Below are 23832 nucleotides of genomic sequence, written 5' to 3'. Positions count from 1 at the left end.
GAGGAACATCATGACGGACAATATCGCAGGCAAGGTCATCGTCATCACCGGCGCATCGAGCGGGCTCGGCGCCGCCACGGCGCGCCGTCTGCATAAGGAAGGCGCGAAGGTCGTGCTCGGGGCGCGGCGTCTTGACCGGCTCGAGGCCCTTTCAAAGGAACTCGACCTGCCGGACGGCGCCGTGATCGAGACGGACGTGACCGATGCGCTGCAGGTGCAGCGTCTCGTGGATGGCGCGGTCGCGCTGCATGGCCGCATCGACGTGATGCTGAACAACGCCGGCCTGATGCCGCATTCCCCGCTGGAGCGGGGCCGGATCGCGGACTGGGATCGCATGATCGACGTGAATCTCAAGGGCGTGCTCTACGGCATCGCCGCCGCCCTGCCCCATATGACGCGCCGGAAGAGCGGACACATCATCAACGTGTCCTCCGTCGCCGGCCACAAGGTGCGCCCCGGCAGTGCGGTCTATGCCGCGACCAAGGCGGCGGTCCGCATGCTTTCCGAAGGGTTGCGGCAGGAGGTGAAGCCCTACAACATCCGCACCACCATCATCTCGCCCGGCGCGGTGGAGTCGGAGCTGCCGCAAAGCATCACCGAGGCGGATGTTGCCGAAGGTGTCGCGGCCTTCTACGAGGCGGTCGCGATCCCGGCCGACCGCTTCGCCCGCATCGTCGCCTTTGCCATTGCTCAACCCGAGGATGTGGACGTGAACGAGATCCTGTTCCGTCCCACCGCGCAGGAGCTCTGAGGCCGGCGGAATACCGCAGAAAAAACGGCGGGCGCGTTGTTCCACGCCCGCCACAGCCTTGTGTGCCGCGGAGCCCTTCCTCGTTTCACGGAACCGATAAAGGGCTCTAACGTATTGACTGTTCGCATTTTCTTCATACGAACCGGTATCCGCCTCGCTCGAAAATGCTCCAGCGGCACGGTTCAGGCCGGCACGGCGTAGCGCTGTGCCATTTCCTCCAGCGGAATGACCTTGATCCGCGCCCCATGTCCGGCGGCGCCGAAGCGCTCCAGCCGCTCCGCGCACAGATCCTCCATCCGCTTCATACCGGGCTTCAGCATGCCGCGAATGTCGAAAGAGGACGGGTTGGCCTTGAGATATTCGCGGGCCGAGCCGGTCAGCGCCATGCGCAGATCGGTGTCGATGTTGATCTTGCGCACGCCCATCTTGATGCTGCGCTCGACCTCCTCCAACGGGACGCCGAAGGTTTTCGGCATGTGCCCGCCATTGGCGTTGATGAGTTCCTGCAGGTCTTCCGGAACGGTGGAGGCGCCGTGCATAACGAGATGTGTGTGCGGCAGGCGGCGGTGGATCTCGGCGATCACATCCATCGCCAGAAGATCGCCGGCCGGCTTGCGGGAGAACTTGTAGGCGCCGTGGGAGGTGCCGATCGCCACCGCCAGCGCATCAACGCCGGTGGCCGCGACGAAGTCGGACGCCTGCTGCGGATCGGTGAGAAGCTGGCTGTGGTCGAGCGTGCCGACCGCACCATGGCCGTCCTCCTGCTCGCCGCCGCCGGTCTCCAGCGAGCCGAGCACACCGAGTTCGCCCTCCACCGACACGCCCCGGGCGTGGGCGAGGCGGACCGTCTCGGCGGTGACATCGACATTATAGTCATAGCTCGCCGGCGTCTTGCCGTCGGCCATCAGCGACCCGTCCATCATCACGCTGGTGAAGCCGTAGTCGATGGCGCTCTTGCACACGGCAGGGCTGGAACCGTGATCCTGATGCACGCAGAGCGGCACCTTGGGGAAGCGCTCCGCAGCGGCGCGGAACATCGCGCTCAGCAGGGTGTCGTCGGCATATTTGCGCGCGCTCTGGCTCGCCTGCACGATGACCGGGCTGTCGGTACGGTCGGCGGCACGCATGACGGCGAGCAGCGTCTCGAGATTGGTGACGTTGAAGGCCGGCAGGCCGTAACCATGCTCACCGGCATGGTCGAGAATCTGGCGCAGGGATGTGAGTGCCATGGTTCCGTTCTGTTTCGTTATGGCGCCGCGCATCTGCCGGGCCGGTGCGAGGTTGCCGGACGCCGAGCACGTGCGTCAACTCGTCATTTTGCCGTTGGCGCAGATATTTCAATGGGGTAGCGCAACCTTGCTGTGAAGTCCGTACCCGCTCGCCTGTGAAGACGGACCGCCCCGACGGGGGCTTTCCGGCTATCGTCGGGGCGATACGTACAGATTCGGGGAGGTGCCCATGCGCGGTCTCGATTTCAGCTCTTGGCAGAGCCTGCTCGCGACCCTGATCGGGCTTGCCCTGTTCACCCTCATCAGCATCGGCATCCGTCTCGCGATGATGCTCACCATCCAGCAGCGGCGCGAGCGGATGAACCGGCAGATCAACGAGCGTCTGCGCATCCTCATCGCCGCCTACAAGACGCTGGGCGGCTCGTTCACCGGCAACCTCACGGTTGACCCCACCCATCTGCGAGACCTTCGGCTGCGGCCACAGGTAGCTGAAGACACGGCGGCAGGCCAGGACCTCGTTCCCGCCCTTTCCGAAGGTTCGGAGCGCAGCCGCCGCATCCGCGATGCCGTGGAGGCGGCGCTCTCCGACATCATCCTGCTCGGCACGGAGGAGCAGGTGCGCCTCGCCGACACGGCGGTGCGCGACCTGATCGCCGGAAGGCGCGCCAGCACCCACGATCTCGTGGTCTCGCTCCGCGCCTTCATCCGCGAGGCCCTCGATATCGGCCCCATTCCCGCCGATCTCGAACTGCCTCCGCAGGGCCCGAGCCGCCCTTCGGGCGCCGGCGGCAAGGGGGGCGGCGAGAAGGCGGGCAGCGAGAAGGAAGGCGGCCGATCCGGCGGCGGAGGTGGTGGCGGGGGTGGCGCGATGGGCATGGGCGCCGGAGCCGGAATGGGGGCAGGGCTCGGTGGAAGCCTCGGTGGAGGGCACGTCAAGGACACCGATGATGACGCCGCATCCGGGCATCATGCCTGACCTGCAAGCGAGCGCCACCTGTCGACCTTTCCCCAGGCCATTATCGCGGGTGGCAGGGGGTGAAGCGTCTCTTGCATATCCCCTCCCACGCGTTCCCCTGATGTGAGAACCGCCATGTCGCCTTTTCGCCCCCCTCTCCTGCTCAGCCTGTGCGGCGGCTATGTCGATGCTGCCGGCTATCTTGCTCTGCACGGGCTGTTCACCACCCATGTGACGGGCAACTTCGTGACGTTCGGCGCTTCGATGACCCACGGCGTTTCCGGCGGTCTGGCGAAGCTGATGGCGCTGCCGGTGTTCTGCGTCATGGTCATCGGCACGCAAGTGCTCGGCGATGTGCTCGAACGACGCGCCTTGCCCGCTTTCCGCATCCTGGTCAGCATCAAGGTCGTGCTTCTCGCACTCGGCGCCGCGCTTGCCATCCATTACGGCCCCTTCGTCGACGGCGATGCCCTGCCGGCGCTGGTGACCGGCATGGTTCTAGTGGCCGCCATGGCAATGCAGAACGCAACGCACCGCCGTCATCTCGCCAGCGAACCGCCTTCCACCGTGATGACGATGACGACCACGCAGATCATGCTGGACGTCGCCACCCTCATTCAGCACCGCACCGGGCCGAAGCGGGAGGCGGCCGACCGGCGCATCCGGCGCATGTCACCCTCGCTCATCGCCTTCGCGCTCGGTTGCCTGCTCGCAGCGGGCCTGTTCCTCGCGCTCGGCATGTGGCTCTTCGTGCTGCCGCCCTGCCTCGCTTTGCTTGCGATGCAGGGCGAGCCCGCGCCTCTCGATGCCTAGGCTCAGACGGCGACCTTCTCTCGCGCGTCCGGGTGCCGGGCGAAGCCGATCGTGCCGACCAGCACGAGGGCTCCGGCGAGGATGAGCGGCGCCGGCAGTCCGACATGCAGCACCAGCAGGGCGCCCAGCAACGCGCCCAGGAAGATCGCCAGCACCGCGCCCAACCGTCGCGGCCAGTTCGGGTTGCGCCCGCCGGCAGCGGAGGAGTCCGCCGCCATGCCGGTCAGGGTCAGCGTCAGCACGGTGGTGGTCAGGTCCGGCACCTTGAGCAGCCGCACCGTGGCGTTTCTGAGTCCCATCGCCACCGCCGTCAGGGCGATGATGGCGTAGAGCATGGGCTCGGGTGTCAGTGTCGCGCTGTCGAAACCCGTCGCGCAGGCCGCCGCGCTCCACAGAAGAAGGGTCTCCGCCACGGCCGCCACCTGCAGCCAGCGCCCGAGCGTGCGGCCCTTGTGCAGCGAACCGATGCGGCCGCCCAGCAGCGCACCGGCCATGAAGGCGGCGATCGCCACGATGAAGGCCATGGCATGGAAGCCCGGCATGCCCGCGACCGCAAAGCCGAGGAACACGACATTGCCGGTCATGTTTGCGGTGAACACCTTGCCGAGACCGAGCACGCTGGTGGCGTCGACGAGGCCGGTGGTGACCGACAGAAGCAGAAGCAGAAGCGGCAGCGCTGCCGGTCGCGGAAGGCTCATGCTCATCGTCGCGTCCTCGTATGGCCCGCACGCCACCATGCAGGCCGGATGCCGGATGCGCCACTCATCGGCAATGCGTCCGATCAGAAATGGCTGAAGCTGGCGCGGGCGAAGGTCAAGGATGCGCCCCCGGCGTCCTTCACAACGAGGCCCGCCCCCTCCCCGGTCCTGCCGATCACCGTCACCGGAATGCCGGCCGCGGTCGCATAGACGCCGAGCGAGCTCAGCTTATCGTCGGCCACTGTGGCGAGGATCTCGTAATCGTCGCCACCGGTGAGCGCGACCTCCAGCAGCGCCGGCTCGGCCGCAATGGCGGCACGGGCCGCAGGCGAGAGCGGCACGCGCGCGGCGTCGATGTCCCCGGATACGCCGGAGACCGCCAGAAGCTTGGCAAGATCGCCGACCAACCCGTCCGACACATCCATCGCCCCCCCGGCCGCGGCGCGCAGCCCGCCGGCAAGGCCGAGCCGCGGACGCGGGTGCAGATAGCGGTCGGCAAGATGGGCGCGCTGTGCCGGGTCGAGCGCGGCAAAGCCGGGCCGCTTCGGCTCCAGCCGCAAGGCAAGGCCGAGCGCGGCATCGCCGATGGTGCCGGTCACCACGATCGCCTGTCCCGGCCGGGCGCCGGAGCGCGTCACCATCTCGCCTCTCGGCAGCGTGCCGAGCGCGGTGATCGAGACCACCAGCGGCCCGGTGGTACGCACGGTGTCGCCGCCCAGCAGGGGTACGCCATGGGCCGCGGTATCCGCTCCGAGCCCGCGGGCAAAAGCGGCCATCGCCTCGAAAGGCATGTCCTTCGGGATCGCGATGGCCAGAAGAACGGCGAGCGGGGTGGCGCCCTTGGCAGCGAGATCGGACAGATTCACCCGTAGCGCCTTGCGGGCGATGGAGTCCGGTGGGTCCTCGGGAAAGAAATGCACGCCGGCGACAAGCGCATCCTTGGTGAGGACCAGATCCTCGCCCGGCGGAGGGGCGATGCAGGCGGCATCGTCGATGAGGCCGAGCGCGCCGGGATGGCGGGCGATGGGGCGAAACAGCTCCGCGATCAGATGGTCCTCGCCTGTGGGAGCGGCGGGTCGTCTGTCCGTCATCGGCCGCTCACTCTCACGCCTGTTTCGCCGGCAGGCCTTCAGCCGGCGAACTCTCCCGCCCGCATCTCGCGGGCCAGACCATCCAACACCGCATTCACCATTCCGGTTTCCTCGCGGTCGAGGAAGGCGGCGGCGACGTTCACATATTCCGCAACGACCACGCGGGCCGGCACGTCGGGGCGGGCGGAAAGCTCATAGGCCCCGGCGCGCAGCACGGCGCGCAGCACGGTCTCGACCCGCTTCAGCGGCCAGCCATGGACGAGAGCCGCGTCGAGCACGGGGTCGATGTTGCGCTGCTCGCGCAGCACGCCGCTTACGATGTCGCGGAACAGCGTCAAATCGGCCGGCGCGATCTCCTCGCCTTCGATCTCACGGCCGATCCAGTAGCTCTCGAACTGGGCGAGGATGTCCGGCAGTGGGGTCGCGGCGACATCCATCTGGTAGAGCGCCTGGACGGCGTTGAGCCGCGCCGCGCTCTTGCGCACCGGCTTGTGGTTCACGGGTTTGGAACTTGCAGGCTTGGGCTCGGTCGCCATGTCTCAGGCCTCGCCACGCTGGAGGCGCAGCAGCGTGAGGGCCGCGTCGGCCGCTCCGCCACCCTTGTCGCCGTCGGACACGCGGGCGCGCACCCACGCCTGCTCGTCGGTCTCGACGGTGAGGATGCCGTTGCCGAACGGCAGCTTGCGCGCCACGGCAAGGTCCATCAGCGCCCGGGAGGATTCCCCGGCCACGACTTCGAAATGATAGGTCTCGCCACGCACCACGCAGCCGAGCGCGACCGCCGCATCGAAGGGCGTGCCCGCGGCCGCGGCGCTGTCGAGCAGCATCGCGATGGCGATCGGGATTTCGAGCGCGCCCGGCACCGAGACGACCTCATAGGTCGCGCCGGCCCGCGTCACCGCCGCGGTTGCGCCGGCAAGCAGTTCATCGGCAATGTCGTCATAGAAGCGCGCCTCGACGATCAGCACGCGCGCGCCGTCGAGCGGCGGGAGCGGGGTATCGGAGGCACGCGGCGGGCGGGGGCTCGCCATGGAGGAACACCTCGTTCGGAATGGATCGGAGCGAGGACGTAACGCCCTCAGCGGAACTCCGCAAGCCGCGCCGCGTAGCGGGCCATCATGTCGACTTCGATATTGACAGCGTCGCCCGCCTTCACGCCACCCCATGTCGTCATGGCGAGGGTGTGCGGAATGAGCAGGCAGGAGAAGCGGTTGCCCTCCACCTCGTTCACCGTCAGCGAGGTGCCGTCGAGGGCGATAGAGCCCTTGATGGCGATGAAGGGCGCGAGCGTCGCGGGTGCCTCGAACAGGAAGCGCGTGGTCTCGCCGAGGTCGATGCGCTCGACGATGGTGGCGATGCCGTCGGCATGGCCCTGCACGATATGCCCGCCCAGTTCGTCGCCGATCTTGAGGGCGCGTTCGAGATTGACGCGCCGTCCCACGGTCCAGTCGCGCACCGTGGTGATGGCGAGTGTTTCCGGAGCGGCCTCGACATCGAAGCTGTCGGCGCCGGTGGCCACCACAGTGAGGCACACGCCGGAGCAGGCGATGGAAGCGCCAAGCTCGATGGTGGCGGGATCGTAGCGGGTCCCGATCGTCAGCCGCCGAACATCGTTGCGCGGGTTGATCGTGCGGATGTCCCCGATGTCGGAAATGATGCCGGTAAACATGGCTCAGCGCCTCATGATGCCGAGGCGGTCGGGCCCGAGCATGCGTGTGTCGGTGATGGAAAGGGTTTGGGCGAGGATGTCGGAAGACACGCCCTCCCAGGCGTCGACGGCATCCGGCCCGAGCGTGCCCGGCCCCTGGAAGATCGCCGCCTCGTCGACGAGATCCGCGCGAATGAAGCTGGCGGCAATGCGTGGCCCGGCCTCGACCATCAGCCGCGTGATGCCACGCATGGCGAGGAGCCGCGCCGCCTCGGGCAGGTCGAGCGCGCCGCTCGCGTCTTCCGACACCCGCATCACCTCGACGCCGCGCTCCCGCAGCGCGATCTCCGCATCCGCGGAAGCGTCGATGCCGGCGATGACCCAGACGGGCGCGATGTCCAGCGTGCGCACCAGCGCCGCGCTATGCGGCAAGCGGAGCGTGCGGTCCAGCACGACACGAACCGGCGAGCGGTCCAGCATGCCCGGCAGCCGGCAGGTGAGCTGGGGGTCGTCGGCCAGCACGGTGCCGATGCCGGTCAGCACCGCATCGGCCTGCGCGCGCATCAGATGCACCTGCGCCTGCGCCGCCTCCCCGGTGATACGAACCGGGCGGCGGCCGGCGAGCCCGGCCTTGGAGTCGGTGGACACCGCCATCTTGAGCAGGATGTGCGGGCGGCCCTGGCGCACCCGCATGATATGGCCGGCATGGTCGATACGCGCATCGGCAGCGCCTGGACCAACGGTCACCTCGATGCCGCTCGCCTCCAGCAGCGCGAAACCGCGGCCCGCCACGCGCGGATCGGGATCCTCGATCGCGGCGACGACGCGGGCGATGCCGGCGGCGCGGATCGCATCGGTGCAGGGCGGGGTACGGCCATGGTGGGAGCAGGGCTCCAGCGTGACATAGAGCGTCGCGCCGCGCGCACCCTCTCCCGCCTGCTGGATCGCCTGAGGCTCGGCATGGGGGCGCCCGCCCATGGCGGTGCAGCCGCGGCCAAGAACCACCGGGCCGTCCGGCTCCTGTCGCACCACGAGCGCGCCGACGGACGGGTTCGGCCAGGCACGGCCGAGATTGCGGCGCCCGATGGCCAGTGCCGAGCCCATGAGGGCGACGTCGACCGACGCCGCCTGGGCCGGATCGTCCTGACGCCCGGCACGAAAAGGCGGCCGCGCCAGCACGGTCATTCCTCCGCCTCGTCGGCGGCGCGCGGTTCCGCCGCATCGTCGTCGATCACGCCCGCCGCCTGCAGCTCCTCGCGGGTCCGGCGGCGGCGGCCCGTGCCCTCGCCCGGCCGGGTTTCCAGCTCGCCGAGCACGGCATTGAAATCCTTTGCCTCGCGAAAATTACGGTAGACCGAGGCGAAACGGACATAGGCGACGTCGTCGAGCTGCTTGAGGCTTTCCATGACGAGCTCGCCGATGGTCTCGGAGGTGATCTCGTTCTCGCCCATGCTTTCCAGCCGGCGGACGAGGCCGGAGACCAGCCGCTCGATCCGTTCCGGGTCGACCGGGCGCTTGCGCAGCGCGACGCCGATGGAGCGGGCGAGCTTGTCGCGGTCGAAGGGCACGCGGCGCCCCGACCTCTTGGCCACCATCAGCTCGCGGAGCTGCACGCGCTCGAAGGTGGTGAAGCGGCCGCCGCAATCCGGGCAGATGCGGCGGCGCCTGATCGCGGCGCTGTCCTCGGTGGGACGGGAATCCTTGACCTGCGTGTCGAGGCTCCCGCAATAGGGACAGCGCATGACCTGACCTCAGCTATAGATCGGGAAGCGGTCGAGCAGGCTCTTCACCTTGCCCCGCACGGCCTCCTCCACAAGGCTGTCTTCCTCGACGCCCTTCTGCGAGAGGACATTCAGCACCTCGGCGATCATGTCGCCGATCTGCTGGAACTCCTTGACGCCGAAGCCGCGGGTGGTGCCCGCCGGGGTGCCGAGGCGCACGCCGGAGGTGACCATCGGCTTTTCCGGGTCGAAGGGAATGCCGTTCTTGTTGCAGGTGATGTGGGCGCGGCCGAGCGCGATCTCCGACACCTTGCCGGTAAGCTTCTTCGGGCGAAGATCGACCAGCATCAAATGGGTGTCGGTGCCACCGGAGACGATGTCGAAGCCGTGGCTCTTCAGATTTTCCGCAAGCGCCTTCGCGTTTTCGACGACGTTCTTCGCGTAGACCTTGAAGGACGGCTGCAGCGCCTCGCCGAACGCCACCGCCTTGGCGGCGATGACGTGCATCAGCGGGCCGCCCTGAATGCCGGGGAAGATCGCCGAGTTGAACTTCTTGGCGAGGTCCTCGTCATTGGTCAGGATCATGCCGCCGCGCGGACCGCGCAGGGTCTTGTGGGTGGTGGTAGTCACCACATGGGCGTGAGGCACCGGATTGGGATGCACCCCGCCCGCCACCAGGCCGGCAAAATGGGCCATGTCGACCATCAGATAGGCGCCGACGGAATCGGCGATCTCGCGCATCTTCGCGAAGTCGATGTGCCGCGGATAAGCCGAGCCGCCGGCCACGATGACCTTCGGCTTGTTCTGCGCGGCGAGGTCGGCGACCTCGTTGTAGTCGATGCGCTGGTCGTCCTTGCGCACCATGTAGGGAACCGGCTTGAACCACTTGCCCGACAGGCTCACCGGGGCGCCGTGGGTCAGGTGACCGCCCGCGGCGAGGTTGAGGCCGAGGAAGGTGTCGCCGGGCTGCATCAGTGCGAAGAACACCGCGGTGTTGGCCTGCGCACCCGAATGGGGCTGCACATTGGCGAAGCCGGCGCCGAACAGCTTCTTGGCGCGGTCGATGGCGAGCTGCTCGGCAACGTCGACGAACTGGCACCCGCCATAATAGCGGCGGCCGGGATAGCCTTCGGCATATTTGTTCGTCAGCACCGAACCCTGCGCCTCGAGCACGGCGCGGGAGACGATGTTCTCGGAGGCGATCAGCTCGATCTCATCGCGCTGGCGGCCGAGTTCGGCGGCGATGGCGCCCGCGAGCTCCGGGTCGGTCTGCGCGAGAGGAGCGGAAAAGAACTGGTCAAGCGCCGGGCTTTCGGCGCGCGCTTCGGACGACATTGGCCGGTCTCCATGACCTTGAGCGGCATTGCAGGATGATGCGCTGGGCCGCGACACTCAAGCGGAGCGCTTAGCACAGCACCTGTCCGCTTTCAAAGCAGGCGCGCACAGAACCGGATTGCGCGAAATCGACATGGGCGGGGACGGGAAAGCCGGGGCGCACCTTTGCCGCGGCTGCGCGCGCCGGCGAATCGGCAGGCGGCGGACGGGTGACGCCGGCGCCCTCCTCGCCTAACACTTGGCCGGCCGGCGGATGCGCCGGATTCGTTTCCCGCCGCCAGCGCCGAGCCTCACCGATGAAGATGGTCTATTCGCCCCGGCATCACGGCCATTCGGGCCATGTCGAACTCTATAACGGCCAGATCCTGCCAGCCTTCGAGAAGCCCGAGCGCGCCGAGATGATCCGCGCGGCGGTCGAGGCGCGCGGCTTCGGCCCCACCATCGGGCCGAGCGCGCACGGGCTCGATCCGGTCGCACGGGTGCACAGTCCGGCCTATGTGCGCTTCCTGTCGACGCTCACGGAGCTGTGGATCGCCGACGGCCGGCCGTTCCCGATCCTGCCGAGCTTCTGGCGCGCGCCGGGAATGCGCCGGCTGGAGCCGGAGACGGTGGACGGCAAGCTCGGTCATTATTCGTTCGACGCCGGCTGCTGCTTCGTGCCCGGTACGTGGGACGCGATCCAGTCCTCGGTCGATGTAGCGCTCACCGGCGCGGACCTGATCCGGGCGGGCGAGGCTTCCGCCTATGCGCTGTGCCGCCCGCCCGGCCACCACGCCCATGACGAGACGATGGGCGGCTATTGCTACATCAACAATGCGGCCGTGGCGGCGCAGGCGCTGCTCGATTCCGGCGCGGCGCGGGTTGCCATCCTCGATGTCGACTACCACCACGGCAACGGCACGCAGGCGATCTTCTATGATCGCGCCGACGTTCTGGTGTGCAACATCCACGCCGATCCGAAGCAGGAATTCCCCTATTTCCTCGGCCACGCGGACGAGACGGGCAGCGGGGCGGGCGAAGGCTTCAACGCCAATTACCCCCTGCCCTGGGGCACTGGTTTCGCGGCGTGGTCGGCGGCGCTCGACGATGCCTGCCGGCGCATCGAGGCTTATGGGCCGGACGTGCTGCTGGTCTCGCTCGGCGTCGACACCTTCAAGGACGACCCGATCTCGCAATTCCGGCTCGACAGTCCGGACTATTTCGCCATCGGCTCACGGATCGCGAAGCTCGGCAGGCCGACGCTGTTCGTCCAGGAGGGCGGCTATGCGGTGGAGGCGATCGGCGTGAACGTCGCCAACACGCTGGAGGGCTTCCTCCAGGGGTGAGAGGCGGCGCACGCCCGGTGCGGCTCTTGCCCGTCTCCTGCCGCCGTCATCGCCGCCGCGTCATCTGGCCGAAGCCCAACTCAGAGCCGGTGCGTGCGGGCCTTTCCGCAATGCCTGCACGCACCCGGCGCGAAGGAAGCGCACCCGGTCGCCGACGATCCCGGATCGGCCCTTTGCCGTCCGGGATGACGAACCGAGACAAATGGCCCTCATGCCCGGCGAAGGCCGGGCACCCACATCTCTCCCACGCCCCGCCCGGTCGAAGGCGTGGATGGCCGGGACACGCCTGGCCGTGACGATTCGTGGAAGGGCAACGCCGTTGAGCAGCGCAACATCGCCTTCCCCGCTCAGAGCCGGTACAGCACCTGATCGGTCCAGAACCGCTCCAGCCGGTTCAGCGCCTTGTTGAGCACGCTAAAATCCTGCGCGCCGATACCGCCGATCTGCTCGATGGTTGCGATGTGCTTGGCATAGACGCTCTCGACGATGTCGCGCACCTCCCGCCCGCGCTCGGTGAGCTGGATACGGACGGCGCGGCGGTCGATGCGGGAGCGCTGGTGATCGAGATAGCCGAGCTCGACCAGCTTCTTGAGGTTATAGGAGACGTTCGAGCCGAGATAATAGCCGCGCGTGCGCAGCTCGCCCGCGGTCAGCTCCGAGTCGCCGATATTGTAGAGCAGAAGCGCCTGCACCGCGTTGACGTCATCGCGGCGGCGCCGGTCGAACTCGTCCTTCACCACGTCGAGCAGGCGCCGGTGCAGGCGCTCCACCAAGGTGAGCGCCTCGATGTAGAGCGGGCGGATATCCTCGAAGGGGTCCTCGAGCGGGCGAGCCTTCGCCGCCTGTGCCGACTGCCTCATGAAACGCCTCGAATTTTATTTTCATTCGAGGGATTTATGACTCGCGCCGGGTCAAGGACGGCTTAAGCGGAAGGATGAATCATCGGTGAGCAAAAAGCGTTGACGGCCGGTTAACGCGAAACCCTCACGCTGCGGAAAGAGTCGCCTGCCCAGAGGCTTGCCCGGAAAACCCGCGGCCCCGCCGCTCAGTCCTCCAGCTCCTGCCCCGCCTTCCAGGCGAGGAAACCGTAAATGGCGATCAGCAATCCTTCGACCGCCGCCACCACATAGAGGCTGCCGACACCTTCGGGCGCGGAGGCGTTGATCATGATCTGCACCATGGTCGCGACCAGCCACAGCACCACGCCCCAGGCCGCACCGAGCCAGAGGCCCACCGCAGCGACGGGGTTCATGATCGCCGCCCAGATCACCGCGGAGCGCGCGGCGGTGGAGAGCATCTCGAAGCGGCTCGTCTCGCCGTCCCACACCCCGCAGATGAGCGTCCAGCTATAGACCGTCTTCAGCAGCAGGAAGCCGGCGAGCAGGCGCAGATAGAGCAGCACACGCATCTGCCAGGGGCTCATGCGGGTCGCGCTCGCGCCGAGGGCGCCGTCATAGGGATCGAGCGATGTCATCATATCGGGAGGCGTCTTTTGGTGTCTCAGGCGTCGAAGGTGGGCAGCACAAGCTCGTCGGGAAGCGGCATGTCGAACAACGGCGCGATGGTCGCGGGATCGACCGCTTCGAGCCGGTCCGGGGTCCAGCGCGGGGTCTGGTCCTTGTCGATCAATACAGCACGCACGCCCTCATAGAAATCATGCCCCGCCAGCACCCGGCTCACCACCCGGAACTCGCGCACGAGGCACGCCGCCAGATCGAGCCCGCCGCCGCGTGCCATCTGCTCGAAAGCGATGAACACGCTGGTCGGTGACACCCGGCGGATCGTGGCGAGCTGGGCCGCGGCGAACTCCGCCAGCGGGCCGGTGCCGCGCGCCGCATGTTCCAGCGCGGCGACGATGGCCGGAATCGTGCCGCCGGCGAAGATCCGGTCGATCTCCGCATAGAGCGGACCCAGCGTCGGTTCGGGCGGCACCACCGCGAAGCGATCCAGCGTCGCGCCCGCCTCGTCCCCCGCGGCGAAGGCCTCGATCAGGTCCGGCCAGCGCTCGACCGGGACGTGATGTGTGTAGAGACCGAGCGCCATTGCGTCCGGCATGCCGATGCGCGCGCCGGTCAGGGCGAGGAAGGTGCCGGACCATCCCGGTAGCCGCGGCAGCACGTGAGTGGCGCCGACATCCGGGAAGAGCCCGATCGCAACCTCGGGCATGGCAAAGCCGAGCCTCTCGCCGGCGACGCGGTAGCGGCCATGGCCGGAAATGCCGAAGCCTCCGCCGAAGCAATAGCCATCGACCAGCGAGACATAGGGCTTCGGGAAGATCGCGGTGGCGTGGTTGAGCGTATATTCGTCGCGCCAGAAGGCCCGGGCCGCGTCCCTCTGCCCGCTGCGTGCCAGCTCCGCCATGTGGCGCACGTCGCCGCCCGCGCAGAAGGCCCGCTCGCTGGAGGAGTGCACCACGACCGTCTGCACCTGCTCGTCCGCAGCGTAGCTGGCGAGCGCGGCCAGCATGAGCCGAATCATCTCGTGGGTCAGCGCGTTCAGCGCCCGTGGGCGGTCCAGCGTGATGATGCCGGCCCTGCCCCGGACCTCGAAGCGGATACCGATGTCGGCCCCGCCTTCGCCGATGCCGCCTTCGCTCATGCCCTCGCTCCGGTGCTGCGCTGGATCAAACCCTTGAGCCGGCTTATCCCGTAATGGAAGGGCGCGGAAGCCCGCAAAAGGCCCTCCGCATGTGCCGGTACGTCCTGATATGGAATCGCAACAGAGTGCGACGGATCCGCGCGGCGGCACCTCGTCCCGTGCGCGCAGCCGTCCACATCGGAAATACTTCAGTTCTGACGAAGCGTCCGCCCTTCAGGATCACCTGAATATGACGGGCGTGTATCGCGCCCGCCGCGATATGTGGTTATAAGCATTCGAAACTGGCAGTCGCGAGCATGTCCATGCCCATTCCCTTCGCCCGTCCGCGCCCTGCGCCCGAACTGCGCAGCGAAACGGCGGTCCGCCTCGATCTCACCGTTCGCATGCGGCGCAACCGCAAGAGCGAGTGGTCGCGACAGCTGGTGCGCGAGAACACGCTCACCGTCGCGGACCTGATCTGGCCGATCTTCGTGATGGATGGCGAGAAGGAGCGCACCGAGGTCGGTTCCATGCCCGGCGTCCAGCGCCTGACGGTGGACGAGGCGGTGCGCGAAGCGGAGCGGGCGGCGAGCCTCGGCATTCCCGCACTCGCGCTGTTCCCCTACACCGATCCTTCGCTGCGCACGCCGGACGGGCGCGAGGCGCTGAACCGCGACAACCTCGTCTGCCGCGCCCTGCGCGCCATCAAGGCCGAGGTGCCGCATATCGGCCTCATCACCGATGTCGCGCTCGACCCCTACACCAGCCACGGCCATGACGGCCTGCTGACCGAGGACGGCCGCATCCTCAACGACGAGACGATCGCGGTGCTCATCGAGCAGTCGCTGGTGCAGGCCGAGGCCGGCGCCGACGTGATCGCACCCTCCGACATGATGGACGGCCGGGTCGGCGCCATCCGCGGCGCGCTCGACGCCAATGGCTTCACCGACGCGCAGATCCTCGCCTACAGCGCCAAATACGCCTCCGCCTTCTACGGCCCGTTCCGTGACGCCGTCGGCTCCTCCGGCTGCCTGAAAGGCGACAAGCGCTCCTACCAGATGGACCCGGCCAACGGTGCCGAGGCGATCCGCGAGGCGGCGCTCGACGTCGAGGAAGGCGCCGACATGCTCATGGTCAAGCCGGGGCTTCCCTATCTCGACATCATCTGGCGGCTGAAGGAGGCCTTCGCGCTGCCGACCTTCGCCTATCAGGTGTCCGGCGAATACGCGATGATCGAGGCCGCCGCCCGCAATGGCTGGCTCGACGGCGACAAGGCGATGATGGAGAGCCTGATGGCCTTCAAGCGCGCCGGGGCCGACGGTATCCTCACCTACTTCGCTCCGCGCGTCGCCGAAAAGCTGGCCCGCGAAGCCTGAGCCGCGCCGGCGGGCGCGGGCGATGGAACGCGCACCCGCCCTCCCCGCGCTGCTCATCCTCCTGCTGTCCGTGGCGCTCTCCGCCTGCGGCAGCGTGATCGACGCCGATCAGGCCTCGATCTGCCGGGCCGTCGCGGCGGCCCTCCATGACGACGACGACGCCACCATCCGCGAGAACAGCCTGCGCCCGCTCGACGGCGAGGCGGCGCTGCGCCTGTCCTATGTGGTGCGCGATGCCGATGGCGCGCGCCCCGAATGGATCATCTGCCGCTTCGCCGGGACGCAGGGCGCGGCACGCTTCGATCTTTCCGCGGTCGATACCGAACGCGGCGGGCTGAGCGACGTGAAGCTCTACATCCTGAAGCGCTGGTGGCTGCCCGAGCACGTCGACCGCCGCATCATGGGCGCCCTGCTCCCGCTCGACGGCCACCTCGCCTATTGGCTGCAGCAGGTGCTCAACGGCATGACGCTCGCCGGCGTCTACGGGCTGATCGCCACCGCCTTCGCGCTCGTCTACGGTCTCACCCGCCGCGTCAATCTCGCCTTCGGCGAAATCGCGGTCTATGCCGGCACCCTCATGCTGATCGGGGTGGGAACGGTCCTCGCCGGCGGCATTTCCGGCATCGGGCTGCTGCTCGCCTTCACCGCCGGCATCCTCGGCGCGGCGCTCATGAATGCCGCGCTCGGCCATTGGGTGGTGCTGCCGCTCACCGCCCGCATGCGCTCGCCCCAGCCGGTGCTGATCGCGACCGTCGCGGTGGGCATCGTGCTCTCGGAACTGCTGCGCATCACCACCCCGCTGCGCGAGAACTGGCTGCCGCCGCTGATGAACCTGCCGATGCCGCTTGCCGGCACCGCAGACGTCTTCATCGCCACCGTCACTCCGGCGCAGATGCTGGCGACCGGGCTCGGCTTCACCGGCGCCTCGGCACTGATGGCGCTGATGGGCTTCACCCGCTTCGGCCGGGACTGGCGCGCCTATGCCCAGGATCCGCAGATGGCCGAGCTCCTCGGCGTCAACGCGCCGCGCCTCACCAGCCTCTCCTTCCTCATTTCGGGGGCGGCCGTCGGCCTTGCCGGCACCATGACGGTGCTCGCCTATGGTACCATCTCGCCCGGCGCCGGCCTTTCTTTGGGGCTGAAGGCGCTGATCGCCGCGGTGATCGGAGGCATAGGCTCGGTGCCGGGCGCTTTTCTTGGCGCCATTCTGGTCGCCGGGGTCGAAACGCTCTGGTCGTCCACCTTCAATATCGTGTATCGCGACGTGGTGATCTATTCGCTACTGATCGCCTTCCTCGTGCTGCGGCCGGGAGGGCTGCTCAACCGGGCAGCCCCGACGCCGCGCGAATTTTGAGCCCGTCATGACCCTGCCCGTCTCGCCTGCCGATATCGCCGCCGCCCGTCACCTCCTCACCGGTGCGGTGCTGCGGACCCCGACCCTGCCCGCCCCGCGGCTGTCGGCGATTACCGGCGCGCATGTTTTCGTCAAGTACGAGAACCTGCAGGTCACCGCGAGCTTCAAGGAGCGCGGGGCCCTCGTGAAGCTCGCCAGCCTCTCGGCGGAAGAGCGCGGCCGCGGCGTCGTCGCCATGTCGGCCGGCAACCATGCGCAGGCCGTGGCCTATCACGCCGCCCGTCTCGGCATCCGCGCCACCATCGTGATGCCCCAGCACACCCCCATCGTGAAGGTGGCCGCCACCCGTGCCCATGGCGCGCGCGTGGTGCTGCATGGCGAGGGCGTGGCGGAGGCCAGCGAGGAGGCGGACCGCCTCGCCCGCGCCGAGGGCCTCGTCTGGGTGCACCCTTTCGACGACGCCCATGTCATCGCCGGACAGGGCTCGGTGGCCGCCGAGATGCTGGAGGATGCGCCCGACCTCGACACGCTGGTGGTGCCGGTGGGCGGGGGCGGGCTCATCTCCGGCATGGCGGTCGCCGCCAAGGCCCTGAAGCCGGAGATCGAGATCGTCGGCGTCGAGACCATGCTGTTCCCGGCGATGTGGAACGCGCTGCGCCAACGAAACCTGCCCTGCGGCGGCGCGACGCTGGCCGAAGGCATCGCGGTGAAGAATGTCGGTTCGCTGACCCGCGAGATCGTCTCCGCGCTGGTGGCCGATGTGGTGCTGATCGACGAGCCGACCTTCGAGCGCGCCGTCAACATCTTCCTCACCCAGCAGAAGACGCTGGCGGAAGGCGCCGGCGCCGCCGGCCTTGCCGCGCTGCTGGCCGAGCCGGACCGCTATCGAGGCCGCAATGTCGGCCTCGTCGTCTCCGGCGGCAATATCGACCCGCGCATCGTCGCCTCGATCATGCTGCGCGAGCTGGAGCGCGAGGAGCGCATCGTCTCCTTCCGCTTCTCCATGCTGGATCGCCCCGGCGAGCTCGGCATCATCTCCACCCTGCTCGGCCGGCTCGGCGCCAACATCCTGGAGGTGGAGCACAAGCGCCATTTCCTCGACGTGCACGCCAAGGGCGCGCGGCTCGACGTGACGGTGGAAACGCGCGACCGCCAGCATGCCGAGGAGGTGCACCGCGCGCTGCTCACCGAGGGTATGGACGTGGTGCGGGTGGACTGGCAGGCGGGCGGCTGAGACCGGCTGGACGAAGGCGGGAGCGGGGCGGGAGCGGGAGGCACCTCCCTCGCCTTCCGCTTTGTCTTCCCCTTGTCGGCATGGCGACGGCTTCCTACGTCTCGCAGCGGAACAGGAGCCGCCGACCATGTATGACAGCCGCGATTATGACAGCCGGGCGTCCGGCAGCCGGTCCTATGGCGGCGGCGAGCCCGCCGGCTCTGCGCCCTATGTCTACGACCCGCGGGTTCAGCCGGAATATTTTCACGGCGTGCTCTCGCGCCGTCTGCTCGCCTTTCTGGTCGATCTCGTCATCATCGGCGCGCCGATCGTCGCCGCCTCGGTGCTGATCTTCATCCTCGGCTTCATCACCTTTGGTCTCGGCTGGCACCTCTTCGCCCTGCTGAGCCCCGCCTTCCTGTTGTGGGGCCTCATCTACACCGGCCTCACCCTCGGCGGGCCGCATGGCGCGACGATCGGTATGCGCATGGTTGGCCTTGAGATGCGCTGCATGGACGGCGCCCCCATGACGGCGTTGCTCGCGGTGATGAGCGTGGTGCTCTATTGGGTCTCGGTCACCATGCTCTCGCCGCTCGTGGTGCTGGTGCCGCTCTTCAACCGCCGCCGCCGCATGCTGCACGACTTCATCATCGGTACCGTGGTGATCAACGCCGAGGGCCGGGCCGAGGCGTTGCGCCGCTATCGCTAGCCCGCGCGCGCGAAGGCTTCCTTTCGCGTACCACCTGCCCGCGATATCAGCGCCCATGCCGCAGCGATGATGCGAAAGAGCCTTTGACGGAGCGGGGTCCGCCGCGCAATCCTGTCGTCTCCCGAGGCAATGGCAGTGCCGTGACCGAGCATCCCCGCGACACACCGCAATTCTACCTGACAGCCCCCTCCCCGTGCCCTTATCTGCCGGGCCGGGAGGAGCGGAAGGTATTCACCCATCTGGTGGGCGAGCGGGCGGGACATCTCAACGACGTGCTGACCCATGGCGGTTTCCGCCGCAGCCAGTCCATCGCCTATCGCCCGGCCTGCGAGTTCTGCCGGGCCTGCGTCTCGGTGCGCATTCCAGTGGCCGATTTCCGCGAGACGCGCGGCTTCCGCCGGGTGCGGAAGGAGAATGACGACCTGATCGGCGACATGCGCGGGCCGGTGCCCACCGCCGAGCAATATTCCCTGTTCCGCGCCTATCTCGACAGCCGCCACAGCGATGGCGGCATGGCCGACATGACGGTGCTGGACTATGCGATGATGGTGGAGGACAGCCATGTCCGCACCCGCCTCATCGAGTATCGCCGGCGCGGACCGGACACCGCGATCAACGGCCGGGGACAGGGCCCGCTCCACGCCGTGGCGCTGACCGACATCCTCGCCGACGGACTTTCCATGGTCTACTCGTTCTACGAGCCGGACGCGCCGGCCCGCTCGCTCGGCACCTTCCTCATCCTCGACCATGTAAGCAAGGCCCGCGAGATGGGGCTTCCCTACGTCTATCTCGGCTATTGGGTCGATGGCTCGCCGAAGATGGACTACAAGCGCCGTTTCATGCCGCAGGAGCGCCTCGCCCCGCATGGCTGGCAACGAGTGGACGAGTAGCGCCCTTCCATCGCCCGGCTCGCATCCCGCGGCCAACGATGCGGTCTATTCGCGCCGATGCCGGGCGGCGCGAAGGCCTGATGGCCGCACAACCCCGACTGCCGGCCGTGTGAACGCCACGTAGCGAACCCTCGTGGCCGCGGCGAACCCTCGTGGCCGCGCGACCAGATCCTGATCGTGTGAACCGCCTCGTCGCCGCGCCAATCACCTCCTTGTGCCGCGAAGGTCTCTAGTAGCCTCCCGCGAACCCATCCCGGGGCTAGGCCGCCGCCGCACCGGGACGAGGCTTCAAACAGTGTGGCTTCAAGATCCTTCGAGCCGCCCTGTCCTTCCCTCAGCGGGTCGCTCCCGTGCAAGAGCCGCGCGCGACGGGGACGCCTACCCGTCGCCGTCGCTCACCTCACCGTTCGCTCGCGTGGCGGACATCTGCGCGCCGCCGCGATCCCGCCTCCCGGTCCCGCCTCATCCGAAGCGGTTGTTCCTCGGGAAGCCCTTGGGCGGGAGGCGGCCGGCGGTGGCGCGGTCGCCCTGCCATTCGGCGAGGTCCGTCACCGTCCAGGTGCGCGCGGAGGTGTCGGTCCAGGTGAGGCCGTCGGCCAGCGTGAACACCTTGATGTCGGACAGCGCACCGTCCTTGTAGCGCTGCAGCCGGACGCCGCGCCCGCGCACCATTTCCGGCACCTGCGAGAGGGGGAAGAGCAGCAGCTTGCGGTTCTCGCCGATCACCGCGACCGTGTCGCCCGCTGCCGGCACCACGGCGCAGGCCTCCTGCGCATCGACGCCGAGCACCTGCTTGCCCTTGCGGGTGGTGCCGAGCACCTCGTCCTCCGGCACCACGAAGCCGCGCCCTTCCTTCGCCACCACCAGCAGGCGGCGCCCGCCCTGATAGGGGAAGACGTCCACCACATCGCCCTCCTGCTCGAGGTCGATGCTGAGCCTCAGCGGCTCGCCATGGCCGCGGCCGCCCGGCAGCCTGGAGGCATCCAGCGTGTAGAAGCGGCCATTGGTGGCGAAGACCAGCAGCTTCGAGGTGGTTTCGGCGAAGAAGGCGATCTTCAACGCGTCATCGCTCTTGAAGCCGAGGCCGGACAGGTCGGCGACATGGCCCTTCAGCGCGCGGATCCAGCCCTTCTGCGACACCACGACGGTGATCGGCTCGCGCTCCACCAGCGCCTCGCTGACCGCGTCGGCGTCATGGGCGGCGGACTCGCCGAAGCCGGTGCGGCGGCGGCCGATCTCGGTATCGGGGCCGAACTGCCTGTGTACCTCCTTGAGCTGCCAGGCAATGGTCTTCCATTGCTTCACGTCGGACGCGAGCAGCGCCTCGATGCCGGCCTTTTCCTCGGTGAGCCCGTCATGCTCCTTGCGGATCTCGAATTCCTCGAGCTTGCGCAGGCTGCGCAGCCGCATGTTGAGGATGGCTTCGGCCTGCACGTCGGTCAGCTCGAAGGTCGCCATCAGCACGGGCTTTGGTTCGTCCTCCTCGCGGATGATGCGGATGACCTCGTCGAGGTTGAGATAGGCGACCAGATAACCGCCCAGCACCTCCAGCCGATGCTCGATCTGGCCGAGCCGGAAGCGGGAGCGGCGCACCAGCACCTCGCGACGATGGTCCAGCCATTCGCGCAGCGCTTCCCCGAGGCTGACGATCTTCGGCACCTGCCCGCCGACCAGCACGTTCATGTTCAGCGGGAAGCGGGTCTCGAGCTCGGTGAGCTTGAACAGGCTCGCCATCATCAGCTCGGCATCGACGGTGCGGGTGCGCGGCTCCAGCACGAGGCGCACGTCCTCTGCGGATTCGTCGCGCACATCGGCGAGCAGAGGGAGCTTCTTCTCGTTGAGCAGATCGGCGATCTTCTCGACGAGGCGCGATTTCGGGATCGAATAGGGAATCTCGGTCACGACCACGACATAGGAACCGCGGCCGGTCTCTTCCTTGTGCCAGCGGGCGCGCAGGCGGAAGCCGCCGCGACCGGTGGCATAGGCGTCCGCGATCACCGAAGGCGGGTCGATGATGACGCCGCCCGTCGGAAAGTCCGGGCCCTTCACGAAGGTCAGCAGCGTGTCGGTGGTGGCGTCGGGGTGGTCGATCAGGTGCAGCGCGGCCTCGATCAGCTCGGCCGCGTTGTGCGGCGGGATCGAGGTCGCCATGCCCACCGCGATGCCGGTCGAACCGTTGGCAAGCAGGTTCGGGAAGGCGGCGGGCATTACCGCGGGCTCTTCCGTGGTGCCGTCATAGTTCGGGCGGAAATCGACCGCGTCCTCGTCGATGCCGTCCAGCATCAGCCGGGCGACATCGGTCATGCGCGCTTCGGTGTAGCGTTCGGCCGCGGCATTGTCGCCGTCGATATTGCCGAAATTGCCCTGCCCGTCGACCAGCGGATAACGCTGGGCGAAATCCTGCGCGAGCCGCACCAGCGCATCATAGATCGCCTGGTTGCCGTGCGGATGGAACGAGCCCATCACGTCGCCGACGATCTTCGCGCATTTGCGGAACGCGGTGCCGGGGTCGAGCCGCAGCAGCCGCATGCCATAGAGGATGCGCCGATGCACGGGCTTGAGGCCGTCACGCGCATCCGGCAGGGCGCGATGCATGATGGTGGACAGCGCATAGGCGAGGTAGCGCTCTTCCAGCGCCGCCTTCAACCCAACCGGCTCGATGTTGCCCCCATCGGGAGGATTCGCTCTCTCGCCCATCAATGTTCGGTACCAGCTTCCTGCAAAGAGAACAAGACGGGAACACTGTGTTTCCCACCGCTCTCCCGTCGTTTCCGGCTGCCTACCTACATTAAATTCCCGCCATGTTCAGCCCCGCAACGGCGGCTTCCAGGCCCGGCGCGGTAGCTGGATAACGCCCTCTCGCAACAACGAAGAACTATATGTCCATTTCTGAATACTTGTTCAGTATTCGGGCGAAAAACGGATTTTTCCTCCACGTTGGGAACGAAATCAGCCCCCATTACTTGTACGGGTCGGATTGCTTGATCAGGAGGGCTTATCCATGAAGAGACTTCTCCTTGCTGCCGTCGGCGCTGCCTCGCTCGGCCTTTTCGGGGCCGTGGGCGGTGCTTCGGCGGCGCCGCTCGGTGCTGCAGCCGCCGGCATCAACAGCGCGCAGAGCACCGCGCCCTATATCGAGAGCGTGGCGTGGCGGAAGGTCTGCCGCACGCGGAACGTCTGGCGCCGTGACCGTTGGGGCCATCCGGTCCGCGTGCAGATACGCGATTGCGATCGCGTCTGGGTGGGCGGCCCGCGCCCGTATCGTCACGGACCGCCGCCTCCCGGTCCCGGCTGGGGACCTCCCCCGCCGCGTTATTGACGGCTTTTGCGGGCGGCCTTCGGGCCGCCCGTTCCTTTTGCGAAGCAGGATTGCGGCCTTGGGGCCGACCCATCCTCGCCCCGTCCTCAGCCCCGCCCGACCGTCGCCAGAAAGGCGGCGCGGGCATCGGAGAAGGCGAGCCCCCGTGGTTCCAGCACCCGGCGGCGCAGGAAGAAGCCGGTCAACTCGAAAGCGGCGTCCAGTTGCGTCTGTCCGGGAGGCTCGGCGACATCGCCGATGAGAAAATAGGGCAGGTCCAGCAGCTGCCCCCGCCAGGGCTCCCCCGCCTCCCCGCTCACCGCCCGTCCGGTGCGGGGCGAGACATAGAGCAGGTCATTGCGCCCTCCGGTCGCGGCACAGCGGTCCAGTTCCAGCCCGAAGCCGAGTTCCTGAAGCATCAGCAGTTCGAAGCGCGCGATCATCATCGCCGCCGGGCGCGGCGCGTCGAGCAGCGCCATCATGGCATCGAGCACCGCGTGCAGGCCCGGATGCGGGTCGCGCTCGGGCAGCAGCCGCAGCAGCGCGCCGAGATGGGAAAAGGCATAGGCCGCCGTTCCGCTCGACAGCAGCCGGTCGACATGGGAGTGCAGCGGCTCCAGCGCATAGGTGCCGAGCTGGGCGTCGAGCCGGGCCCGCCAGGTGGCCCGCACCACGGTTCCGGGTTGCAGATGCGGCGCCTGCCGGCGCGAGGCGCCCCCGCGCACGAGGCCGAGATGCCGGCCGTGGTTGGCGGTCATCAGTTCGAAGATGGCGCTGCTCTCGCCGTAGCGGCGCAGCCCCAGAATGATGCCCTCGTCCGTCCACTCCATCAGGCCGCCATAGGGCTCC

24 protein-coding genes are annotated in these 23832 nt (G+C 68.1%); 10 read left to right on the top strand and 14 right to left on the bottom strand.

The window, feature by feature from the left end:
- Positions 1-10 precede the first annotated feature (10 nt).
- Positions 11-751, top strand: coding sequence for an SDR family oxidoreductase (locus MWN34_RS02150; protein ID WP_247026093.1), 741 nt, complete (start codon positions 11-13; stop codon positions 749-751).
- Between the two features lie 182 nt (positions 752-933).
- On the opposite strand, the gene fba is transcribed toward MWN34_RS02150, so the two are convergent.
- Complete coding sequence (gene fba, locus MWN34_RS02145; protein ID WP_247026092.1) at positions 934-1980, bottom strand: class II fructose-bisphosphate aldolase; 1047 nt, start codon at positions 1978-1980, stop codon at positions 934-936.
- Between the two features lie 229 nt (positions 1981-2209).
- On the opposite strand from fba, the gene MWN34_RS02140 reads away from it, so the two are divergent.
- Both MWN34_RS02140 and MWN34_RS02135 read left to right on the top strand, forming a co-directional pair.
- Complete coding sequence (locus MWN34_RS02140) at positions 2210-2956, top strand: hypothetical protein (protein ID WP_247026091.1); 747 nt, start codon at positions 2210-2212, stop codon at positions 2954-2956.
- Positions 2957-3070: 114 nt separating this feature from the next.
- Positions 3071-3748: a YoaK family protein gene (locus tag MWN34_RS02135; protein WP_247026089.1), complete on the top strand. Its 678-nt coding sequence runs from the start codon at positions 3071-3073 to the stop codon at positions 3746-3748.
- Between the two features lie 2 nt (positions 3749-3750).
- Here the strand turns inward: MWN34_RS02135 and MWN34_RS02130 are convergent, their stop codons facing one another.
- The 8 genes from MWN34_RS02130 to glyA form a co-directional block, all read right to left on the bottom strand.
- Entirely contained in the window at positions 3751-4452 is a 702-nt protein-coding gene (locus MWN34_RS02130; RefSeq protein ID WP_247026087.1) for a YoaK family protein, read from the bottom strand.
- A 77-nt stretch (positions 4453-4529) separates the two neighbouring features.
- A complete protein-coding gene (thiL, locus tag MWN34_RS02125) occupies positions 4530-5537 on the bottom strand; it encodes a thiamine-phosphate kinase (RefSeq protein WP_247026085.1) in 1008 nt (335 codons plus the stop codon).
- A gap of 38 nt (positions 5538-5575) precedes the next feature.
- Positions 5576-6073, bottom strand: a complete 498-nt coding sequence (gene nusB, locus MWN34_RS02120; protein ID WP_247026081.1) for a transcription antitermination factor NusB — start codon at positions 6071-6073, stop codon at positions 5576-5578.
- 3 nt (positions 6074-6076) lie between these two features.
- Positions 6077-6568, bottom strand: a complete 492-nt coding sequence (gene ribH / locus MWN34_RS02115; protein WP_247026079.1) for a 6,7-dimethyl-8-ribityllumazine synthase — start codon at positions 6566-6568, stop codon at positions 6077-6079.
- A 47-nt stretch (positions 6569-6615) separates the two neighbouring features.
- Positions 6616-7206 carry a riboflavin synthase gene (locus MWN34_RS02110; protein ID WP_247026077.1) on the bottom strand — a complete coding sequence of 197 codons (591 nt, stop codon included), beginning with the start codon at positions 7204-7206 and terminating at the stop codon, positions 6616-6618.
- Between the two features lie 3 nt (positions 7207-7209).
- Positions 7210-8370 carry a bifunctional diaminohydroxyphosphoribosylaminopyrimidine deaminase/5-amino-6-(5-phosphoribosylamino)uracil reductase RibD gene (ribD, locus tag MWN34_RS02105; RefSeq protein WP_343311789.1) on the bottom strand — a complete coding sequence of 387 codons (1161 nt, stop codon included), beginning with the start codon at positions 8368-8370 and terminating at the stop codon, positions 7210-7212.
- Positions 8367-8927 carry a transcriptional regulator NrdR gene (gene nrdR / locus MWN34_RS02100; protein ID WP_247026074.1) on the bottom strand — a complete coding sequence of 187 codons (561 nt, stop codon included), beginning with the start codon at positions 8925-8927 and terminating at the stop codon, positions 8367-8369. The genes ribD and nrdR overlap by 4 nt, the downstream gene beginning before the upstream one ends.
- Positions 8928-8936: 9 nt before the next feature.
- Positions 8937-10241 (bottom strand): serine hydroxymethyltransferase, encoded by a 1305-nt coding sequence (gene glyA, locus MWN34_RS02095; RefSeq protein WP_247026072.1) that lies wholly within the window; start codon positions 10239-10241, stop codon positions 8937-8939.
- A gap of 296 nt (positions 10242-10537) precedes the next feature.
- Between glyA and MWN34_RS02090 the strand changes: the two genes are divergently transcribed.
- Positions 10538-11566 carry a histone deacetylase family protein gene (locus tag MWN34_RS02090; RefSeq protein ID WP_247026071.1) on the top strand — a complete coding sequence of 343 codons (1029 nt, stop codon included), beginning with the start codon at positions 10538-10540 and terminating at the stop codon, positions 11564-11566.
- Between the two features lie 347 nt (positions 11567-11913).
- On the opposite strand, the gene ldtR is transcribed toward MWN34_RS02090, so the two are convergent.
- From ldtR to MWN34_RS02075, 3 genes are all read right to left on the bottom strand, one after another.
- Entirely contained in the window at positions 11914-12426 is a 513-nt protein-coding gene (ldtR, locus tag MWN34_RS02085) for a transcriptional regulator LdtR (protein ID WP_247026067.1), read from the bottom strand.
- A 185-nt stretch (positions 12427-12611) separates the two neighbouring features.
- The gene (locus tag MWN34_RS02080) at positions 12612-13043 is read right to left on the bottom strand and encodes a DUF6163 family protein (RefSeq protein ID WP_247026064.1); all 432 of its coding nucleotides are present in this window, start codon (positions 13041-13043) and stop codon (positions 12612-12614) included.
- Between the two features lie 23 nt (positions 13044-13066).
- Entirely contained in the window at positions 13067-14164 is a 1098-nt protein-coding gene (locus MWN34_RS02075; RefSeq protein WP_247026062.1) for an enoyl-CoA hydratase/isomerase family protein, read from the bottom strand.
- 302 nt (positions 14165-14466) lie between these two features.
- Here MWN34_RS02075 and hemB point away from each other — a divergent pair, with 302 nt between their 5' ends.
- From hemB to MWN34_RS02050, 5 genes are all read left to right on the top strand, one after another.
- Positions 14467-15519, top strand: coding sequence for a porphobilinogen synthase (gene hemB / locus MWN34_RS02070; protein WP_247026157.1), 1053 nt, complete (start codon positions 14467-14469; stop codon positions 15517-15519).
- Between the two features lie 22 nt (positions 15520-15541).
- On the top strand, positions 15542-16873 hold the full coding sequence (locus tag MWN34_RS02065; RefSeq protein WP_247026060.1) for a branched-chain amino acid ABC transporter permease: 1332 nt from the start codon (positions 15542-15544) through the stop codon (positions 16871-16873).
- Positions 16874-16880: 7 nt separating this feature from the next.
- Positions 16881-18107 (top strand): threonine ammonia-lyase, encoded by a 1227-nt coding sequence (locus tag MWN34_RS02060; protein ID WP_247026058.1) that lies wholly within the window; start codon positions 16881-16883, stop codon positions 18105-18107.
- Between the two features lie 127 nt (positions 18108-18234).
- Positions 18235-18795 (top strand): RDD family protein, encoded by a 561-nt coding sequence (locus tag MWN34_RS02055; RefSeq protein ID WP_247026056.1) that lies wholly within the window; start codon positions 18235-18237, stop codon positions 18793-18795.
- 140 nt (positions 18796-18935) lie between these two features.
- On the top strand, positions 18936-19685 hold the full coding sequence (locus MWN34_RS02050; protein WP_247026053.1) for an arginyltransferase: 750 nt from the start codon (positions 18936-18938) through the stop codon (positions 19683-19685).
- Positions 19686-20147: 462 nt separating this feature from the next.
- Here MWN34_RS02050 and parC read toward each other — a convergent pair whose 3' ends face one another.
- Entirely contained in the window at positions 20148-22382 is a 2235-nt protein-coding gene (gene parC / locus MWN34_RS02045; RefSeq protein ID WP_247026051.1) for a DNA topoisomerase IV subunit A, read from the bottom strand.
- 304 nt (positions 22383-22686) lie between these two features.
- On the opposite strand from parC, the gene MWN34_RS02040 reads away from it, so the two are divergent.
- Positions 22687-23004 carry a hypothetical protein gene (locus tag MWN34_RS02040; protein WP_247026049.1) on the top strand — a complete coding sequence of 106 codons (318 nt, stop codon included), beginning with the start codon at positions 22687-22689 and terminating at the stop codon, positions 23002-23004.
- 86 nt (positions 23005-23090) lie between these two features.
- Here the strand turns inward: MWN34_RS02040 and recO are convergent, their stop codons facing one another.
- Positions 23091-23813 carry a DNA repair protein RecO gene (gene recO / locus MWN34_RS02035; protein ID WP_247026047.1) on the bottom strand — a complete coding sequence of 241 codons (723 nt, stop codon included), beginning with the start codon at positions 23811-23813 and terminating at the stop codon, positions 23091-23093.
- Positions 23814-23832 lie beyond the last annotated feature (19 nt).

Source organism: Ancylobacter crimeensis (assembly GCF_023016805.1).
GTDB lineage: Bacteria > Pseudomonadota > Alphaproteobacteria > Rhizobiales > Xanthobacteraceae > Ancylobacter > Ancylobacter crimeensis.
Note: the sequence above shows the minus strand (reverse complement) of the source record. Positions and strands in the feature narration are given on the sequence as shown.

What these genes read in the sequence shown, in the direction of transcription:
- MWN34_RS02065 (WP_247026060.1), top strand. Translation starts at nt 15,542, where the DNA reads ATGGAACGCGCACCCGCCCTCCCCGCGCTGCTCATCCTCCTGCTGTCC.
- thiL (WP_247026085.1), bottom strand. Translation starts at nt 5,537, where the DNA reads ATGACGGACAGACGACCCGCCGCTCCCACAGGCGAGGACCATCTGATC.
- parC (WP_247026051.1), bottom strand. Translation starts at nt 22,382, where the DNA reads ATGGGCGAGAGAGCGAATCCTCCCGATGGGGGCAACATCGAGCCGGTT.
- MWN34_RS02075 (WP_247026062.1), bottom strand. Translation starts at nt 14,164, where the DNA reads ATGAGCGAAGGCGGCATCGGCGAAGGCGGGGCCGACATCGGTATCCGC.
- ribH (WP_247026079.1), bottom strand. Translation starts at nt 6,568, where the DNA reads ATGGCGAGCCCCCGCCCGCCGCGTGCCTCCGATACCCCGCTCCCGCCG.
- MWN34_RS02055 (WP_247026056.1), top strand. Translation starts at nt 18,235, where the DNA reads ATGTATGACAGCCGCGATTATGACAGCCGGGCGTCCGGCAGCCGGTCC.
- MWN34_RS02080 (WP_247026064.1), bottom strand. Translation starts at nt 13,043, where the DNA reads ATGATGACATCGCTCGATCCCTATGACGGCGCCCTCGGCGCGAGCGCG.
- nusB (WP_247026081.1), bottom strand. Translation starts at nt 6,073, where the DNA reads ATGGCGACCGAGCCCAAGCCTGCAAGTTCCAAACCCGTGAACCACAAG.
- MWN34_RS02110 (WP_247026077.1), bottom strand. Translation starts at nt 7,206, where the DNA reads ATGTTTACCGGCATCATTTCCGACATCGGGGACATCCGCACGATCAAC.
- MWN34_RS02150 (WP_247026093.1), top strand. Translation starts at nt 11, where the DNA reads ATGACGGACAATATCGCAGGCAAGGTCATCGTCATCACCGGCGCATCG.
- glyA (WP_247026072.1), bottom strand. Translation starts at nt 10,241, where the DNA reads ATGTCGTCCGAAGCGCGCGCCGAAAGCCCGGCGCTTGACCAGTTCTTT.
- MWN34_RS02140 (WP_247026091.1), top strand. Translation starts at nt 2,210, where the DNA reads ATGCGCGGTCTCGATTTCAGCTCTTGGCAGAGCCTGCTCGCGACCCTG.
- nrdR (WP_247026074.1), bottom strand. Translation starts at nt 8,927, where the DNA reads ATGCGCTGTCCCTATTGCGGGAGCCTCGACACGCAGGTCAAGGATTCC.
- MWN34_RS02090 (WP_247026071.1), top strand. Translation starts at nt 10,538, where the DNA reads ATGAAGATGGTCTATTCGCCCCGGCATCACGGCCATTCGGGCCATGTC.
- MWN34_RS02135 (WP_247026089.1), top strand. Translation starts at nt 3,071, where the DNA reads ATGTCGCCTTTTCGCCCCCCTCTCCTGCTCAGCCTGTGCGGCGGCTAT.
- ldtR (WP_247026067.1), bottom strand. Translation starts at nt 12,426, where the DNA reads ATGAGGCAGTCGGCACAGGCGGCGAAGGCTCGCCCGCTCGAGGACCCC.
- recO (WP_247026047.1), bottom strand. Translation starts at nt 23,813, where the DNA reads ATGGAGTGGACGGACGAGGGCATCATTCTGGGGCTGCGCCGCTACGGC.
- MWN34_RS02040 (WP_247026049.1), top strand. Translation starts at nt 22,687, where the DNA reads ATGAAGAGACTTCTCCTTGCTGCCGTCGGCGCTGCCTCGCTCGGCCTT.
- MWN34_RS02130 (WP_247026087.1), bottom strand. Translation starts at nt 4,452, where the DNA reads ATGAGCATGAGCCTTCCGCGACCGGCAGCGCTGCCGCTTCTGCTTCTG.
- ribD (WP_343311789.1), bottom strand. Translation starts at nt 8,370, where the DNA reads ATGACCGTGCTGGCGCGGCCGCCTTTTCGTGCCGGGCGTCAGGACGAT.
- fba (WP_247026092.1), bottom strand. Translation starts at nt 1,980, where the DNA reads ATGGCACTCACATCCCTGCGCCAGATTCTCGACCATGCCGGTGAGCAT.
- hemB (WP_247026157.1), top strand. Translation starts at nt 14,467, where the DNA reads ATGCCCATTCCCTTCGCCCGTCCGCGCCCTGCGCCCGAACTGCGCAGC.
- MWN34_RS02060 (WP_247026058.1), top strand. Translation starts at nt 16,881, where the DNA reads ATGACCCTGCCCGTCTCGCCTGCCGATATCGCCGCCGCCCGTCACCTC.